Source organism: Mycobacterium sp. (assembly GCF_035697385.1).
GTDB lineage: Bacteria > Actinomycetota > Actinomycetes > Mycobacteriales > Mycobacteriaceae > Mycobacterium.
Map to the genome: position 1 here is coordinate 1 of NZ_DASSCY010000266.1, position 16424 is coordinate 16424.

Sequence of the window (16424 nt, forward strand, 5' to 3'; positions counted from 1 at the left end):
CCGGTAATCGCCGGCACCGGCGCAGCGGCCTGGCTGGGCGCCGCCTGCTGGTGGAAGGCGCTGCTGGCGTTGGTGGTCGCGATGGCGATGATCATCGGGGTCAACTACGCCAACGACTACTCCGACGGCATCCGCGGCACCGACGATGTCCGGGCTGGGCCGCTGCGGCTGGTCGGGTCGCGGTTGGCCGCGCCGCGGGCGGTGCTGACGGCCGCGCTGGCAAGCCTGGCGGTTGCGGCGGTGGCCGGCGTCGTGTTGGCGTGGTTCAGCCAGCCATGGCTGATCGCCGTCGGCGCGGCCTGTATCGCAGGCGCGTGGCTGTACACCGGAGGGTCGAAGCCGTACGGGTATCTGGGGCTGGGCGAGGTCGCGGTGTTCGTGTTCTTCGGCCTGGTCGCGGTGCTCGGCACGCAGTACACGCAGGCGTTGCGGGTCGACGGGGTGGGCATCGCGGCAGCAGTCGCGATGGGATCGCTGTCGTCGGCGGTGCTGGTGGCCAACAATCTGCGCGACATCCCGACCGACAAGGAGTCGGGCAAGATCACGCTGGCCGTGCGCCTCGGTGACGCCCGCACCCGCGTGCTGTACCAGGCGCTGGTGGTTGCGGCGTTCGTGGCGACGCTGTCGCTGATGCTCGCGACGCCGTGGTGCGCGGCTGGACTGGTGGCCCTGCCGCTGGCGGTGCGCGCCGCGGGACCGGTACGAAAAGGCCTCGGCGGCAAGGACCTGATTCCGGTGCTGCGCGACACCGGGTTGACGATGCTGGTGTTGGCCGTCGCAATGGCTTCGGCGCTGACGTTCGGTTAGCGCCGAGTGTGCGGTTTCATACGCAACACGCCGGTCCCGCGTACCAAACCGCACACTCGCGGCTATCCCCGGCTAGGCGGCCTCGTCAAGCAGGCCGACGATGGCGCCCCGCAGCACCGAAGTCCCGACGTGCTCGGCGATCAAGCCGAGGGTGAACTTGTCGTCGCTGCGCAGGATCCCGAGCATGATGTGCTCACAGCCGATCCAATTGTCCTTGTGCGCCAGCGCTTCCCGAAGGGAAAGCTCGAGCACCTTCTTGGCCGGCTTGGTGAACGGAATATGCCCGCGTCGACGCCTGCGCCGACCCGACTTTCGCAACGCCTGGTCGAAGGCGTCGGCCCCGAACGTGCTGGCCACGCTATCGCGGACCGCCCGCAAGTCGATGCCGATCGACCGCAACGCCTCCGCGTCGTCGTCGAAGGTTTCATCGCCCGCCGAGTCCGCGGCGGCCAGCCGATCGCGGATGACGTCGGCCGTCAAGCCGTAGCCCCCGAGCAGACTCGAAAGGTCACGGCCTGCACTCTGCAACACACCCACGAGCAGGTGTTCCGGCCGGATCTCCTGGGCGTCCAGTTCACGCGCCTCTTCCTGGGCCAACACCACCGAGACCCGAGCGTTGCGGCTGAACCGCTCGAACATCGTCATCTCCTTCGGTTGTACTTCTGATGCACCGCCTGACGGCTGACGCCGAGCGCGTCGGCGATGGCCTGCCAACTCCACCCCTGCTCCCGGGCATTTGCGACGTGGATGGCCTCCATCCGCTCCTGCAGTCGCTGCAATGCCCGGACCGCGCGCAGGCCAACGGCAGGGTCTGCGCTGCTCACGCCTTCGGTAAGCGCATCGAGGTCGGTCACGATTTCAAGCTAATGACGAGCCGCCGCAGTGTCAAGGAACGTTGACAACGGCTGGCCCTCGGTGTGCCGATGTTTGTTGCCGGGTATCCGTCGTCCGTGTCCGATGACCTGCTGCGCTTCGTGAGCGGACCGATGCCGTACTCGGCGTGGTGGTTGTGGCTCGGCCTACTTCTGTTGGTGGCCGTAATTGCTTGGTACGCCATTGTTTTCACGTGGACGCTGCCGTCTCACCGCCTGCGCCGCATACCTGTCATCCGAGACCTGCACTCCGCGTTGCTACGGCGTCGCTTCATTCGAACGATCCGCTCCGTCGATAAGCAATACCGCGACGGTGAGCTCTCGGCGGCGCAGGCCTGCGCCAAGATGAGCCGCACGCTGCGCAGCTTCCTGCAGCAGGCGACCGGCACGCCTGCGCAATACATGCATGTGGACGACCTCACCGCCAGCCCCATCGCCAGAACCGCGCCGCTGTTTTCCGACCTCAACGACGCACAATTCAACACCGCCTCGCGCGTGGACGTCACTGCCGTCGGATCCGAAGCCATGGAAATGATCCGCACATGGACCTGAAGTGGTGGCCGGTAGCCGTCGCCGGATTAGCCTGTTTGGCAGCCACTTTCGCGCTGGTGATGCTGCTGCCGATGGAACAGGTCCGTCGGCGGCTACGGCCGCTGGCGAATACCGCACGCCTGACGGGGCTGCCCGAATACATCCGGATCGCCCGGGCCAGGACGCTGTCGATGATCGTCACCATCGCGCTGCTCGTGCTGTTGTTCGGTGCCGCCGTTCTGGCCACCGCACGACCGACCGGATGGTCATGGGAACTCGGCACTTCCGAACCTCCTACAGACATCATGCTGTGCGTCGGCGAACCGGTGACCCAGCAATCGACGGGCGAATTCCTGTCCTACTTCGCCCAGCAGACGACGACCTATGGCACTCAGCGCATCGGGTTGACCTCGCCGAACCGGCGGGTGGTACCGATGACCCGCGATTATCAGTACGCGGCGGGGAAGTTCGGCGACCTCGCCCAAGCCGCGAACGTGCCACCGGGGGTCTCCGACCGCAAAGTCGCTACGTTCTCCCCGGCGGTGTCCTATGTCGACTATGCGCCCAGCGTGGAGGACATCCTCGCGTTGTGTATGACGGGATTTCCGTCGTTCGAACAGAAGAGCACCCATCGCCGGTCGCTGATCTATCTGGGGCCCAGTGCGATTCGCCGGCCCGGCGAGTCACGTCCATCGCTGTTCACCGAACAACGCGTCGCCGACATGGCTGCCACGGCAGGCATCCAGATCAACGTCGTCACCCCCACGGCGCCCCAGAATGACACCCTGAGGAGGATCGCCGAATCCACTGGCGGGCAGTATTTCCGGATCGACCCGAGCGGCTCCGACCTGTCCGGCCATCTGGACGGCATCAGGGACAACCCGCCCGAAGGTGAGCTACCCGGTGGCGCCACGCTGTCCGGCTGGCTTGGCGACTCGCCAACCATTCCGCTGGCGGTGGCGGCGGTGACGACCACCCTGTTGTGTCTGTCGCTGATGGTGTTGCGCCGATGACTTTTCAACCCGTGGTGCCGCAGGCGGTCCTGATCGTGATCGCCGTCGCGGTGATCGTCATGCGGCTGATCACCATGCGGCAGTTGATGAAATCCAGCACCCGGTGGGCGACAGTCTGGCGTTGGTCGGGGTTGACGCTCGTGGCGCTGTTGGTTCTACTCGCCGCCGCTCGGCCGGGCATCGAACCCGTCGAGCGTCAAGCTGCCGCAGCGAAACAAACGGGCACGAACACCAACGTGTTCCTCATCGTCGACCGCTCCCTGGATTCGGGCGTCGACGACTTCGGCGACGGGCAGTCGCGGATGTCGGGTATCCGCGCCGACATCACCGCACTGATCGACCGGTATCCGCAGGCTCGGTTCGCGGTGATCGCCTTCGCGTCCAGGCCATCGTTGGACTGGCCGCTCTCCGACGACTCCTGGACTCTCGAGCCGGTGATCGAGCGTCTGTACCCGTACGACGAGTCACCCGACGACGACAGCCAGGTCAATGCCGCAGCTGCGGCGAATGTGTTGCGATATCAGCTGATTGCCGCGGGCCAGCAGTATCCGGACTCGGAGAATCTCGTCTTCTACTTCGGGTCGGGCGCTGCGGGGTCGCGCGCGCCGCAGGGCGGGTTCGACCCGCTGCCGGGCTCGGTCGATGGCGGAGCGGTGCTCGGCTACGGCGCGACGCTCAACGAGCCGGGACTTCGCCGCATCGCTGAACAACTCGGGGTTTCGTACGCCCACCGAGAACCCGGCCAGCCGTTGACCCAAGCGGTGCCGAACGCCGGCACCGCCGCCGAGCCGACTGAAACCCCTGCGACCTCCCCAGGTGTTGTGGCGCGTACGGAGTTGTACTGGGTGTTCACGGCCCTGGCTGCGCTGCTGTTGCTTTTCGAGATCTACCTGACTGTCCGAGAGTTCCGCCGCTCTCGCATGGCCCACCGGGACGTGACGTTATGACAGCCCCTTCACGGCTAAAACTGCGGCGACGGCTACTGGTGTTCTCCGCGCCGGTGGTGCTGGTGGTCCTGATCGCAACCGTCAAGATGATTTCCGTTGTGGTCGCCGGTGATTCGGCGGTCTCCAACTTCGCCGACGGCGATACGGCGGCGTTGCGGGACGACGTGTCGGCGTTGTCTGTCCTCAATGTGATCGAACCCGAAAAGGCACCGTTCGCCGCGGGCACCCTGGCGGTCCGCGAGGGGCGCCTCGAAGAAGCCGATGCGCGGTTCTCCGAGGCGCTGGCACGTACCGATGCCGCGCAGTCGTGCCCGGTGCGGGTCAATCTCGAATTGGTCCGTGAGCGGCAGGGCGACGTGGACGCCTGGGAAGGACGACTGGATCAGGCGCGCGATCGCTACACCAGCGCGTTGACGATCGTGCAAGACGCCCCGGACGGCTGTTTTCGGGGCAATACCGACCCGGATTTGGAGCGGCGGGCCATCCGAAACGATGCGGCAGAGCGGCTAGCCGCCAAGACAGCTGGGCTGCGCGAACCGCAACCACCGCCACCTCCGCCTCCCCCGCCGCCGCCTGCAGCGCCCCCGCCGCCACCGGCGGTCGCTCCTGCTGCGCCGCAACCCGAGGAGCCGCAGGCCCCGCTGCGGCTGGAGCCAGGTGCGGGCGATCCGATCGAGAAGCTCCGGCAGATAATTCAAGACGCCGCGGGCTAGGAGGCCCGACGTTTGCTCATGATTTGCTCCCGAGCAAAGGCCAGGTGGGTATTTTGAAGTGCACTCGGATTTGCTGATCGCACTCGGCTGAGCCGACTGCTCAATGAATGACAACGGAAGGCAGCCGCACGCATGTCACGGCTGAAAGCGTGGTGGGATCAACCCGATCCATTCGACTGGATCTCCGGCTTCCTGCGGAGCCACGGTTTGCTGCGCTCAGCACAAGTGATCATGGCGATTGTCGCTTCCTCGTCGGGCTTGGTGGCGATCTCCGTGTTCGCCCGCCCTCCTACCGTCAGCTCATTGCTTATCGGCGCCGGCGGTGTCGCCTTTTGCGCAGGGATGGTTTGGTTTTGGCTGACGCGGTGGCCTTCACGACGGCTGTCGCACCACTCGGTCGCGGTCGGCATCGTGTTCGTGGCTGGTTGGAGCCTTATTCAGCCCAACGCGGGCACTGCTGCGCTCGGCTGTACAGCGATGGCGATCACCGGTGCCTATATCGCGTTCTTCCACAGCATCAAACTTCTGGTTGCCAATCTCGCAGTCGCTCTCGCCGTCGCCATCGCGACGGCGGTCCGGATAGCTCACGAAACCAGCCTCGCCGAGGCGCTGACAGCAGTCTGGCTGATCTCGCTATTGAATGCGGTGGTTCCCCTTACGGTCCGCGGCACAGCCCAGGCTATGGGTGCTTACGCAGTTCTCTCCGACGAGGATCCTCTCACCGGGCTGCTCAACCGACGCGGTTTCATCGACGCGATCATGAATCAACTCGCTTTTCGCCGCCCGTCCGACAGTCATCTGACTGTGATGATGGTGGATCTCGACAATTTCAAGGTCGTCAACGACACGCGCGGCCATGCTGCCGGTGATCGCGCACTGCTCGCTGTCGCAGAGTTGCTGCGGCAAGATGCTCCGCAGAGCGCAGCAATCTGTCGCGCGGGCGGTGAGGAGTTCCTCGTCTGCTTCATTTCGGCCTCTGCGGACGCACGAGACATAGCCGCGCCGTTGTGCACGTCGATTGCCAGGCTGCCGCAAACGATTACCGCGAGCATCGGCGTGGCTTCCGCCGAGCTGAATGGACTCGCCAACTCTGATGGGCGTCAACTGATTGAGCGGGTCATCGCAGCCGCGGACTCAGCGATGTACGGCGCAAAACGCAACGGCGGCAACCAGATACAGCACGCATAAAAGATGACGCTTCGCCTAGCTGTGCCGGAAGGCGTGCTAGTCAGCTGGTCGTGACTTGTTGGTTACTCACCGTGGGATGGGCAGCTGCGCTCACGTCGAGCCTGTAGTTGCCGAGGCCTCCACTCGCAAAACCTCTCGATAACTACAGGCTCATGCCCATTAGCAACTGCGACGGGAAAGAAACGGCAGCCCGATGGCACGCCTAGGCCGTCGACGTCCCCGTCCAGTACTCGACGAACCGGCCGTCCGCGGACCGCAGGATGTCGTTGCCGGTGAAGCGCATCGGCCCGTCCTGTGTTTTCCCGGTACCGACCCAGCGGCCCGCCACCAGACCACCGTCGACGAGTGGCCCGACCTCGGCCGCGACGGGCCGGCCCGCCCACAGCTCGTTGACCCACTTCTCGTACAACGCTTTCTGGGTACTCATTGCCGACGTCTACCCGGCTAGCGCATCCATTAACCGGTCGACGTCGTTGTCCGTGTTGTAGAGGTGGAATCCCACCCGCACCGCGCCTGCGCGCACCGACGCGCGGATGCCCGCCCGCTGGAGCTTCTCAGAAGCGTCGGCGATCGGTATCGACACGATTGCCGAATCCTGCTGCGGCAGCTGAAGTTCGGTGCGCACCCGGCCGGCCAACGCGAGGCAATGGGCCTCGACGGCGGCACGGTCCAGCGAGGCCAGCCACGGCAGCGTCAACCCCGCGCCGAGCGCGCTGAACCAGGTGGGCGAGGCGTCGAAGCGCCTGGCATTCTCAGCAAGCCGCAGCGGCAGGCCGTAGATCGACTGCCACGGATCCTCGCCGGCATACCAGTTCGCGGCGTGCGGCGTCATGACACGACTTACCCTGTCGCTCAATGACATCCATGCCGTGCCGCGAGGAGCCAGCAGCCACTTGTAGACCGCAGCGGCCGTGACGTCGGCCCAGGCCACGTCGACGTCTTTCCAGCCGAGCGCTTGGGTGATGTCGATGACGGTCAGCGTGTCGGTGCCCGCCACCGTCTCACGCAAAGCGTCGGTGTCGAGGACTGCGCCGTTGGCCGACTGAACCAGGCTGGCCGTCACGAGGTCGAAGTCGGCGGCCGCCGACACAAGCTCGTCGGCAGGCAGTTCGGTGATCGTGACGCCACGGCCGGCCTGTGCGGCGAAAGGGAAGGTGGTGCTGGTGAACTCGCCGGCCAGGGTGGCCACCCGGCTACCGTCGGGAATCGCTGCGGCGACCAGACCCAGCACGGAGGCGACGGTGCCGCCCATCGTCACTGAGTCGACGGGCACGCCTGCCAAGGCGGCATAACCGGCCCGCCCGGCGCGCACGTCGTCGTCGAACAGCGGCACTTCCATCGTCCCCGACTGCCACCGGGCGATGCAGTCCTGCAGTGCCTCAACCATGAACCGCGGCGGCAACCCATACGTGGGCGAGTTGAGAAACCCGTCGGCGCCGACGAATTCGGCCCCGAACGCCTCCCGCGCCAAGACGGCGGTCATTCCGCGGGCGGCTCGTCGCCGCGCAGCCTAGCCTGCAGTTGCTCACGGTCGCGGCGCCTGCGTTCGTCGAAGACCGCAATACTGGCCGTGGCGCGACGCCGCAGCGGCGCGAAGATCCAGATGCCCAGCGGCAGCGCGATCACCACGGCGAACAGCAGCGCCACCACGAGTGGGAACTCGCGTACCCCGAGCAAATGTGCCGCACCGAAGATCACCGCGGTCAAAACCGCGACGAGCAGCAGGCGGGCCAGGGCATAGGCCACGACATCCAACACGAGGCGGGTTCCGGGCCGACTCTCAGACACCCGCCCGAGCCTACCGATGCGCGCGTATATTCAGATAAAGGAGGTTTTTTTCAGTGGCTTATTTGCTCCTCACGCTCGTCTTGGCCGGCCTTGCCTACGCCGGCTGGCGGCTGACGCGCCTGACCGCGGCCGGCCCGAAGACGCGCGTTATCGGCCCGGACGACGATCCGGACTTCTTGCGACGGCTCGGCCCGGACAACAAACCCAGCCAGTAGCGGTCTACCTCCGCGCGCTCGAAAAGTCGTCGGCAACGACTGCAGCGAGTTCGAGCAGCGCCTCTCGGGTTTCCGGCTTGAGGCGGTCGAGGCTGATCTCCGCGCCCTCCTCCAGATGCGGGTCAAACGGCACCTGAAGTACGGAGCGACACCGCCGGGAAAAGTGGTCGACAACCTTCTTCATATCGACCTTGCCTGATCGCGGCCGCACCGCGTTGATGACGGCAATCGAGTTGCGCACCATCTCCTGATGGCCGTGAGCGTCGAGCCAATCCAGGGTGGCCGAGGCGCTGCGCGCGCCGTCGACGGATCCCGAGCTGATGACGACGAGGGCGTCGGCGTTGGATAGCACCGCCGACATCGCGGAGTGCATCAGCCCGGTGCCGCAGTCGGTGAGCACGACGCTGTAGAACCGCTCGAGCACTCCCAGAGTGCGGGCGTAGTCCTCTGAACTGAACGCCTCTGAGACCGCTGGGTCGCTCTCGGACGCGAGCACTTCGAGCCGGCTCGGGCCCTGGGACGTGTAACTGCGGACATCGCTGTAGGACTCGATGCCTTCGGCGTCGCGCAGCAGGTGACGCACCGTGGCCGGGGTTTCCAGCGGCACCTTCTGGCTCAGCGTGCCGCGGTCGGGGTTGGCGTCGACGGCCACCACGCGGTCGCCGCGGATGGAGGCGAGGGTCGCGCCCAGCGTCGCGGTGATCGTCGTCTTGCCGACACCGCCCTTCAGCGACAGCAACGCGATCCGGTAGCACCCGCGCAGAGGGCGCTGCACCTGGGCTACGAGGCTGTTGCGGCGGGTGACTTTCGGGCTTTCGCCGACGTTGACCAGCTTGAACGAGGCCAGATACAGCCACTTGCGCCAGCCTTGCGACGGCGCCCGCTTCGCCTGGCCGAGCAGTGCGACCGTCGACAAGTCCAGGTACGGCGACGGGTCGTCGTCCCGCGAGGTGGATGGTGCGGCGCCGAAGCCCAGCGGCAACCCGTTGGGAGGAGTCGGGGCGGTCCACTCCGGTGGCGGCGATGCCGCCGGGTCGGTGAACCGCTGCTGCGCACGAAAACCAGCCGGTTGGTCAGACAACGGGCCAATCCCCTCTCATCGACAGTTCGTTGGCTGTGCGGAGCCTCCTCAGCCGACGCCAGCGTACGAATGCAACCCCACGGTCACCAGGTTGATGAAGAACAGGTTGAACACCATCGCGACGAAGCCTGCGACGTTGATCCAGGCGGCCTTGCGGTCGCGCCAGCCCGCGGTCGAGCGAGCATGCAGGTAAGCGGCATAGATCACCCACGCGATGAACGACACCGTCTCCTTGGGGTCCCAGCCCCAGTACCGGCCCCACGCCTCTTCCGCCCAGATGGCACCGAAGATGACCCCGAACCCGAACACCGGGAAAGCGAAAATCGTTGTCCGGTAAGCGATGCGGTCAAGCGTCTGAGCGTCGGGCAGCCGCGCGACGATGCGTGCCAACGCGCCGTCGTTCTCTGAAGCCTGGCCGAACCGGGACATTTTGAGCAGGAACAAGATGCTGGCCACGCCGGCGACCAGGAAGACTCCGGAACCGAGGCTGACCACCGATACGTGGATCGGCAGCCAATAGGACTGCAGCGCCGGCATGACGGGTGCGGCGTTTGTGTAGAGCCAGCGCCCCGACACCGTCAGCAGGATCAGCACGGGCACCAGTACGAAGACCCACAGCGCGCGGTACTGAGGGCGGCGCAGCACCACGGCTGCGGCGACCAAACCGCAGAACGAGGTCAGGTTGATGAACTCGTACATGTTGCCCCACGGCACCCGCGAAGTGGCCAGGCCGCGAAGGACGATGCAGACCAGCAGAAGGCCGATGCCGACGTAGGTCAGCGCCAGCCCGGCCTTGCCTGCGCGTTCGTCGACCGGACGTCGGGGCGCTTCGGCGACGACGCCGGGAGTTGCGCTGTCGGCACCGACCGTGGCACCGACGAGTTCGCGGGACTCGGCCTTGCGGCTGCGGTTGTAGGCCAGCTCGACGGCCAGCAGCAGCAACGCGGCCACCAGTACCACCACCGATGAGGTGAAGGCCCAGTCCGAGTAGCGAGCCAGCCCAATGTCGATGTCGGTGTTCATACGCGATGTGCCTCCGCTTCTCGCTTGGCGTCGACGGTCAGCAGCCGCTGCGTCAACCGTTCGAACTCGTCGCCCCACCCGGAGTTGTCGGTGCGCGCCAAGCCGCCCAGCTCGACGCTTACCGTACCCGGGCCTGCGGGTGTCAACCGAACCCAGACCCGCCTGCGGCGCACCACCAAAGACACCAGCAAGCCGGCCATCATCGTCAGCGCGAACACCAGCACCCACACCTGTGCGGGATCGTGGGAGACCTGCACGTTGATGAACGGCACGGCGCCGTCGAACCGGACGACGGTGCCGTCATCGAGGCGCGTCTCGTCGCCGGTGCGCAGGTTGACCCGCGCCTTCTTGGTCAGCCGGCCCTGTTCGATGAGCCGAGGGTCGAGGGTGAACAGCGATTGCGGCCGCCCGGTGTCCAGGCCGGTGTCGCCCTTGTAGATGTCGACAGCGACCGCGGGATTGTTCAGCGCGGGGAAGCTCGACGACAGCAGCGTGCCGTGGAGTTGCTCGGTCGGCGCGAACAGACCCTGGATCGCGATCTGGTTCTTGCGCCGTTCGTCGGCGTCCGGATAGGTGCCGCCGGGCGGGTCGAACCGCATCACACCCGACGACAGGAAAGTGAGCTGATCGTCGGGGCGCCACTGCAGCGTCTGGGTGCGGGTCTGGCCGTCCGGGAAGGTGACGGTGAAGGTCGGGGCGTAGCCGTGGCCCTGCAGGTAAACCCGGTCGCCGCCGACCCGCAGAGGATGGTTGACCTCCAACCGGTATGGCCGCCAGGTTCCGGTCGTCAGGTCGGCGCCGGCCTGGTAGTCGATGTCGGCGGCGAACGACGTGGCCTGTCCGGTCGGCAGGTAGTCGGCATCGAAGGTGTTGACGCGCAGGCAGATCGGGTGCAGCGAGGTGCCGTCGACGGTGTTGCCTGCCCGGAATGAGTCGAACGCGGCCGGTGACGCGGAACAGAAACCGGGACCGCCGTCGGCGATGACGATGACGTTGCCCTCGTAGCCGAACAGCTTTCCGGCGGCCACCGCGACGAGCAGGCCGAGGAGTGAGAAGTGGAAGACGATGTTGCCGAACTCGCGCAGATAGCCTTTCTCCGCTGAGATTTCGACGGTGTCCCCGTCCTTGCGGGTGGTCTTCCGCCAGCCACGCAGTCGTTCGGTGATGGTGGCGGCGACCGCGTCCGGCTCGCCGGTTGCGGAAGCCTCGTGGTGTTTGGGAAGGCGGCTGAGGTTTCGCGGTGCGGCGACGGGGGTGGCCCGCATGCTGCGTGCGTGCTCGATCAGCCGTGGCGTCAGGCAACCCACCAGCGAGATGAACAGCAGCGCGTAGATGGCGGTGAACCAGAAGCTGGAGAACACGTCGAAGGCCTGCAGCCGATCAAGCCACGGCCCGATCGTCGGATGCTCGGCGACGTACTGCTCGACCTTTGACTCGTTGAGGCTGCGCTGTGGGAGCAGCGCGCCGGGGATGGCGGCCAGCGCCAGCAGGAACAGCAACACCAGCGCGGTGCCCATCGACGTCAGGGTCCGCCAGGTTTTGCGCATCAGCGCGAGCGGGGAAACAGTCATCAGATCGGCAGGGTCACGTCGCTGACGAACGCGTCGCGCACCCAGGACACGAAGTCGTTCCACAGTCCCGTCACCAGTGCAGTGCCGACCAGAATCAGTAGCACCCCGCCGAAGATCTGGATGGTGCGGGTGTGACGGCGCAGCCAGCCCAACCCCTGTACGGCGCGAGCGGATCCAAAGGCCAACAGCACGAAGGGGATTCCCAGGCCGAGGCAGTATGCGACGACCAATGCCACCCCGCGGGCCACGTTGGTACCGTCGGTGGCCGACGCCACGGCGATCACCCCGGTCAGAGTAGGCCCGAGACATGGCGTCCAGCCCAGCGCGAAGACCGCGCCGAGCAGCGGAGCACCGCCGATGGTGGACAGCTGGCGCGGCGCGAACCGCGCCTCCCGCTGCAGAAGCGGGATGAGGCCGACGAACACCAGCCCCATCACGATCGTGACGACCCCGCCGATGCGTTGCAGCAGAAGCTGATTGGTGATCAGCGTCGTGGTCATGCCCAGCACCGCGACCGTGCCGAGTAGAAACACCGCGGTAAAGCCGGCCACGAACAACGCCGCGGCGCCAGCGACCCGCAGCCGTGCCGTGCGCACCGCGGAACCGCGGGTGGCCGCCGCATTCGTCGAAAGTGACGTTTTGCAGCTGTCTTCTCGCACTTTTTCTGCAGAATGTTGCTTTCGGCGCGTCACCGCAAGTGCTTCCGGCTGCTCCTCAACACCCACCACCGCGGCCAGATACGACAGGTACCCGGGCACCAGCGGCACCACACACGGCGAAGCGAACGACACCAATCCGGCCAGCACGGAGACACCCAGCGCCACCAACACCGGACCCGCTGCAGCGATTTCGGCGAAGCCGGTCACGTCTTGGGCTCCGGTTCGGCGGTCAGCCTTTCCACCACCGGCTGCAGATCCTCGGCGAGCAGTTCGCGCAGGAACACCGCAGCGACCCGATGCTGGCGGTCAAGCACCACGGTCGACGGGATGACGGTGGTCGGGTACTTGCCGCCGAAGGCGATCATGGTGCGCATCGGCGGGTCGTAGATCGACGGGAACGTGATCCTGCGGTCGACGATGAAATCCCGGGCGGCGTCGCGGTTGTTGTCTCGCACGTCGATGCCCAGAAACGCGACACCCTGCCCGCGGGTGGCGTCATACACCGTCTGCAGCTGGGTGATCTCGGTGCGGCACGGTCCGCACCATTGGCCCCACACGTTGATCACCACGACCTTGCCGGCGAAGTCGTCCAGAGAGATCGTCTTGGCCGGGTCCATCAGGTCAGGGCCTGCCAACGGGCCTGGGCGGCCGCGACTTTCGGGCGGGTCGTAGAAGATGTCGGTCTTGCCGCCTGGCGCGACGAATTCGAAGGTGCCGCCTTGCGCGACGGCGTCGTTACCGGTGGAGCATCCGGCAAGCGCGACCATTGCCGCGCCGGCCAAGATGACCACCAGCCGCTTCACAACCCGGCCAGCTCCGAATAACCCCAGCCGACGTAGGTGTCCCCATGGAAGTAGAAGGACGTCAGCGAGGCCAGGTTGCACAGTCGTCGGGTCGGAAAGTGATGCAACGGCTTGCCCGTCATGGACCGCCGCAGGGTTTCGACCGGCAGCTGATGACTGACACACACCGCCTCGTGGCCGGCGGCCTTGATCCGTGCGCGGTCCAACGCTGCTGTCATCCGCGCCGCGATCTCCACATAGGGCTCGCCCCATGTCGGCGTGCGCGGGTTCCGCAGATGCCACCAGTTGCGCGGGTCGCGCAGTGCGCCGTCACCTGGCGAGACACGTTGACCCTGAAAGATGTTGGTCGATTCGATCAGCTCATCGTCGGTGTCGATCGGCAGTTTGTGGGCCTCCGCAATTGGGGTCGCGGTCTCCTGCGCGCGTTCCAGCGGGGAGGCGACCACGTACACGATGTCGCGGTGCGCCAGCCAGCCGGCGACCGCCTGCGCCTGCGCTCGGCCCCTGTCCGACAGGTGATAGTCAGGCAGCCGACCGTAGAGGATCTTGTCGGGGTTGTGCACCTCGCCGTGCCGCATCACATGCACGATCGTCTTCTCGGTCATGCGGGCTTTGTCGCTTCCACGGCGGCACGCGCTGCGCCAGGCAGGGCGGCGGCGATGTGGTCGAACGCATCGTCATCCAAAGCGGTTGACACGAACCATGTTTCGAATGCGCTCGGCGGTGGGTAGACGCCGGCGTCGAGCAAGCCGTGGAAGAACGCCGGGAAGCGCCACGTCTCGGTCGCGCGTGCCGACGCGAAGTCCGTCACCGGCTGATCGCTGAAGAAGACCGACAGCATGTTCCCGGCGCGTTGAACTTGGTGCGCCACACCGGCATCCGTCAACGCCCCCGAGAGCAAGCCGGCCAGCCGGTCGGCGTTGGCGTCAAGGCGCGCGTACGCTGCGTCGTCGGCCGCACGGAGCGTCGCCAATCCAGCCGCCATCGCGACGGGATTTCCCGACAGCGTGCCCGCCTGGTACACGGGGCCGAGGGGGGCCAGCCGCTCCATCACTTCCGCGCGGCCGCCGAACGCCGCGGCGGGCAGCCCACCGCTCATCACCTTGCCGAAGGTGAAAAGGTCTGCAGCGACGGGATCGACGCCGTACCAACCGGATCGGCTGACGCGGAAACCGGTCATCACCTCGTCGGAGATCAGCAGCGCGCCGTGTTCGGCGGTGATGCGGCGCAGCGCTTCGTTGAAGCCGGGCAGCGGCGCGACGGTGCCCATGTTTCCGGGGCTGGCCTCGGTGATGATGCAGGCGATCTCGTCGCCGAACCGGGCGAAGGCATCCTCGACGGCGGGAATGTTGTTGTACGGCAACACGATTGTGTCGGCTGTGGCAGCGCCGGTGACGCCTGGCGAGGACGGCAGCCCCAGCGTCGCGACGCCCGAGCCTGCGTCGGCAAGCAACGCGTCGCTGTGGCCGTGGTAGCACCCCGAGAACTTGATGATCTTGGCGCGTCCGGTGTAGCCGCGGGCCAGCCGGATCGCGCTCATGGTGGCCTCGGTGCCCGAGTTGACCAGCCGAATCCGTTCGACCGGGGCGACGCGGCCGATGATCTCCTTGGCCAGCTCGGTCTCCGACGGTGTGGGGGCGCCGAAGGACAGGCCGTCGGCCGCGACGCGCTGCACGGCGGCGACGACGTCGGGGTGGGCGTGGCCGAGGATCATCGGGCCCCACGAGCAGACCAGGTCGACGTACCGGTTGCCGTCGGCGTCGGTCAGCCAGCAGCCCTTGGCAGAGGTGATGAAGCGCGGGGTGCCGCCGACCGAGGAGAACGCACGCACCGGCGAGTTCACGCCACCGGGGATGACCGCGCATGCGTCGGCGAAGAGCTTCGCGGAATCGTCGGTGCTGCGCATGGCCACCAGTGTCCCAGCCGCGCTCCGGGCGTCAACTACAGGGTGTAGTGGCTGGCACAACGGGCGCGACCCAGCGCTGACTAAGGCCACACCAGCCACTTCAGTATCGCGATTTGAGTAGTCCGCCGGCTTGTCAGCGACTGCTACGACTTCGGCGTGACGACGAACACCGGGTGGTCGGCCTCGCGGGGCAGCCTGCGGAAGTAGCCCTCCACGGCGCGACCGGCCTTCTCACGGTAGGCGGTGAGGATCGCCTGTCGGTCCTCCTCGGGGATCTCGCGGGCGACATATGCCGTCGACCCGATCTTGGCGTTGGGGTCCGCGCGCAGGTTCTTCACCCAGTCGGACTCGCCGCGCGTCGACACCACGTACATGGTCCCGTCAACCTCGACCGGGATGACCGGGACCTCCTGAGACTGCTTGCTCCTACGCTGGGTCACGGTCAGCTTTTCCGTATTGCTCATGCCAGTCGCCATCGCGATCTTGTTGAACACCGCGCGGGTGAACCACGGAGGCTTGAGGTACGCCATGACCACGAGTTTGATGGTTTTCATGCAGCTTCCGCAATGGCTGGCGCGGTTCAATCGCCACGTCACCAACCCGATCCAGCGGCTGTGGGCAGGCTGGGCGCCGACGACGGGGTCGCCATCCTGTTGACGTACGGCCCGAACCGGGACTGGCTCAAGAACATCGTGTCAGCGGGCGGGGGCCAGATGCGGCGCTACGGCAAGACGCTCGCACTGACCGATCCGCGCGTGATGCCCAAGGCCGAAGCGGCGCCGTTGGTCACGGGCGTGTGGCGGCCGCTGTTCTTGGTGCTGCCGTTCGAGCAAGCGGTGGTGTTCAAGCGCGCCAGCTGAAGCCCCGTGCGGTGTCAGACTCTGATCACCGACACCGTGCCGTCAAACTGGTTGGTGACGTAGAGGCGGGTGCCGTCCGGGCTGACGGCCACACCCTCAGGACCGTTGCCCACGGCGATCGTGTCGATGACGGTGTTGGTGGCGGTGTAGATCACCGAGACCGTGTCGGTGCTGCCGTTAGCGACATAGACGCGAGTACCGTCTGGGCTGACCGCCACGCCCTTGGGCTCGCCGCCGACGGCTATCGTGTCGATGACGGTGTTGGTGGCGGTGTCGATCACCGACACCGTGCCATCGAGGTCGGTGACATAGACGTGGTCGCCGTCTGAACTGACCGCCATCCCCGCCGAGTCATCGCCAACGGCAATTGTTTTCGTGACGGTGTTGGATCCGGTGTCGATCACCGAAATCGTGTCGTCGCCGAGGTTGGCGACGTAGACGTGGTCG

The 16424-nt window shown here is 66.4% G+C and carries 21 protein-coding genes and 1 pseudogene; 8 read left to right on the forward strand and 14 right to left on the reverse strand.

Annotated elements, in window-relative coordinates; all coding sequences use genetic code 11:
- Positions 1 to 807, forward strand: an 807-nt coding sequence (locus VFH65_RS22310) for a 1,4-dihydroxy-2-naphthoate polyprenyltransferase (RefSeq protein WP_353324309.1), incomplete at its 5' end; no start/stop codon positions are given.
- Positions 808 to 879: 72 nt separating this feature from the next.
- Here VFH65_RS22310 and VFH65_RS22315 read toward each other — a convergent pair.
- Positions 880 to 1446 carry a Clp protease N-terminal domain-containing protein gene (locus tag VFH65_RS22315; protein ID WP_353324311.1) on the reverse strand — a complete coding sequence of 189 codons (567 nt, stop codon included), beginning with the start codon at positions 1444 to 1446 and terminating at the stop codon, positions 880 to 882.
- A gap of 2 nt (positions 1447 to 1448) precedes the next feature.
- Positions 1449 to 1661, reverse strand: coding sequence for a helix-turn-helix domain-containing protein (locus tag VFH65_RS22320; RefSeq protein WP_353324312.1), 213 nt, complete (start codon positions 1659 to 1661; stop codon positions 1449 to 1451).
- A gap of 69 nt (positions 1662 to 1730) precedes the next feature.
- Here VFH65_RS22320 and VFH65_RS22325 point away from each other — a divergent pair, with 69 nt between their 5' ends.
- The 5 genes from VFH65_RS22325 (at position 1731) to VFH65_RS22345 (ending at position 6071) form a co-directional block, all read left to right on the forward strand.
- Positions 1731 to 2231, forward strand: coding sequence for a hypothetical protein (locus tag VFH65_RS22325; RefSeq protein ID WP_353324314.1), 501 nt, complete (start codon positions 1731 to 1733; stop codon positions 2229 to 2231).
- Positions 2222 to 3223: a hypothetical protein gene (locus tag VFH65_RS22330; protein WP_353324316.1), complete on the forward strand. Its 1002-nt coding sequence runs from the start codon at positions 2222 to 2224 to the stop codon at positions 3221 to 3223. The genes VFH65_RS22325 and VFH65_RS22330 overlap by 10 nt, the downstream gene beginning before the upstream one ends.
- Complete coding sequence (locus VFH65_RS22335) at positions 3220 to 4170, forward strand: vWA domain-containing protein (protein ID WP_353324318.1); 951 nt, start codon at positions 3220 to 3222, stop codon at positions 4168 to 4170. The genes VFH65_RS22330 and VFH65_RS22335 overlap by 4 nt, the downstream gene beginning before the upstream one ends.
- A complete protein-coding gene (locus VFH65_RS22340; RefSeq protein WP_353324319.1) occupies positions 4167 to 4883 on the forward strand; it encodes a hypothetical protein in 717 nt (238 codons plus the stop codon). Before VFH65_RS22335 ends, VFH65_RS22340 begins: the two co-directional genes overlap by 4 nt.
- Before the next feature lie 477 nt (positions 4884 to 5360).
- Entirely contained in the window at positions 5361 to 6071 is a 711-nt protein-coding gene (locus tag VFH65_RS22345; RefSeq protein WP_353324321.1) for a GGDEF domain-containing protein, read from the forward strand.
- Between the two features lie 202 nt (positions 6072 to 6273).
- Here VFH65_RS22345 and VFH65_RS22350 read toward each other — a convergent pair whose 3' ends face one another.
- The 3 genes from VFH65_RS22350 to VFH65_RS22360 are packed head-to-tail and all read right to left on the reverse strand — an operon-like array spanning position 6274 to position 7859.
- Positions 6274 to 6498 carry a hypothetical protein gene (locus tag VFH65_RS22350; RefSeq protein WP_353324323.1) on the reverse strand — a complete coding sequence of 75 codons (225 nt, stop codon included), beginning with the start codon at positions 6496 to 6498 and terminating at the stop codon, positions 6274 to 6276.
- Positions 6499 to 6507: 9 nt separating this feature from the next.
- Positions 6508 to 7554, reverse strand: coding sequence for an aminotransferase class V-fold PLP-dependent enzyme (locus VFH65_RS22355; RefSeq protein ID WP_353324325.1), 1047 nt, complete (start codon positions 7552 to 7554; stop codon positions 6508 to 6510).
- Positions 7551 to 7859: a DUF4229 domain-containing protein gene (locus VFH65_RS22360; protein ID WP_353324327.1), complete on the reverse strand. Its 309-nt coding sequence runs from the start codon at positions 7857 to 7859 to the stop codon at positions 7551 to 7553. The genes VFH65_RS22355 and VFH65_RS22360 overlap by 4 nt, the downstream gene beginning before the upstream one ends.
- A 53-nt stretch (positions 7860 to 7912) precedes the next feature.
- Between VFH65_RS22360 and VFH65_RS22365 the strand changes: the two genes are divergently transcribed.
- Complete coding sequence (locus tag VFH65_RS22365) at positions 7913 to 8074, forward strand: hypothetical protein (RefSeq protein ID WP_353324329.1); 162 nt, start codon at positions 7913 to 7915, stop codon at positions 8072 to 8074.
- 4 nt (positions 8075 to 8078) lie between these two features.
- Here the strand turns inward: VFH65_RS22365 and VFH65_RS22370 are convergent, their stop codons facing one another.
- The 8 genes from VFH65_RS22370 to VFH65_RS22405 form a co-directional block, all read right to left on the reverse strand.
- Positions 8079 to 9155, reverse strand: coding sequence for a MinD/ParA family ATP-binding protein (locus VFH65_RS22370; RefSeq protein WP_353324331.1), 1077 nt, complete (start codon positions 9153 to 9155; stop codon positions 8079 to 8081).
- A gap of 48 nt (positions 9156 to 9203) precedes the next feature.
- Positions 9204 to 10178 (reverse strand): c-type cytochrome biogenesis protein CcsB, encoded by a 975-nt coding sequence (gene ccsB, locus VFH65_RS22375; protein ID WP_353324333.1) that lies wholly within the window; start codon positions 10176 to 10178, stop codon positions 9204 to 9206.
- Positions 10175 to 11725: a cytochrome c biogenesis protein ResB gene (gene resB / locus VFH65_RS22380; protein WP_353324344.1), complete on the reverse strand. Its 1551-nt coding sequence runs from the start codon at positions 11723 to 11725 to the stop codon at positions 10175 to 10177. The genes ccsB and resB overlap by 4 nt, the downstream gene beginning before the upstream one ends.
- A 23-nt stretch (positions 11726 to 11748) precedes the next feature.
- A complete protein-coding gene (locus tag VFH65_RS22385; RefSeq protein ID WP_353324335.1) occupies positions 11749 to 12615 on the reverse strand; it encodes a cytochrome c biogenesis CcdA family protein in 867 nt (288 codons plus the stop codon).
- Positions 12612 to 13175, reverse strand: a complete 564-nt coding sequence (locus tag VFH65_RS22390; protein WP_414688484.1) for a TlpA disulfide reductase family protein — start codon at positions 13173 to 13175, stop codon at positions 12612 to 12614. Before VFH65_RS22390 ends, VFH65_RS22385 begins: the two co-directional genes overlap by 4 nt.
- A 32-nt stretch (positions 13176 to 13207) precedes the next feature.
- Positions 13208 to 13816: a histidine phosphatase family protein gene (locus VFH65_RS22395; protein ID WP_353324339.1), complete on the reverse strand. Its 609-nt coding sequence runs from the start codon at positions 13814 to 13816 to the stop codon at positions 13208 to 13210.
- Positions 13813 to 15117, reverse strand: a complete 1305-nt coding sequence (gene hemL / locus VFH65_RS22400; RefSeq protein WP_353324340.1) for a glutamate-1-semialdehyde 2,1-aminomutase — start codon at positions 15115 to 15117, stop codon at positions 13813 to 13815. The genes VFH65_RS22395 and hemL overlap by 4 nt, the downstream gene beginning before the upstream one ends.
- Positions 15118 to 15260: 143 nt before the next feature.
- Entirely contained in the window at positions 15261 to 15647 is a 387-nt protein-coding gene (locus tag VFH65_RS22405; RefSeq protein ID WP_353324345.1) for a nitroreductase/quinone reductase family protein, read from the reverse strand.
- A gap of 22 nt (positions 15648 to 15669) precedes the next feature.
- On the opposite strand from VFH65_RS22405, the pseudogene VFH65_RS22410 reads away from it, so the two are divergent.
- A pseudogene (locus tag VFH65_RS22410) lies at positions 15670 to 15977 on the forward strand (nitroreductase family deazaflavin-dependent oxidoreductase).
- A 14-nt stretch (positions 15978 to 15991) separates the two neighbouring features.
- Here the strand turns inward: VFH65_RS22410 and VFH65_RS22415 are convergent.
- On the reverse strand, positions 15992 to 16424 hold a 433-nt coding region (locus VFH65_RS22415), incomplete at its 5' end, for a YncE family protein (protein WP_353324342.1).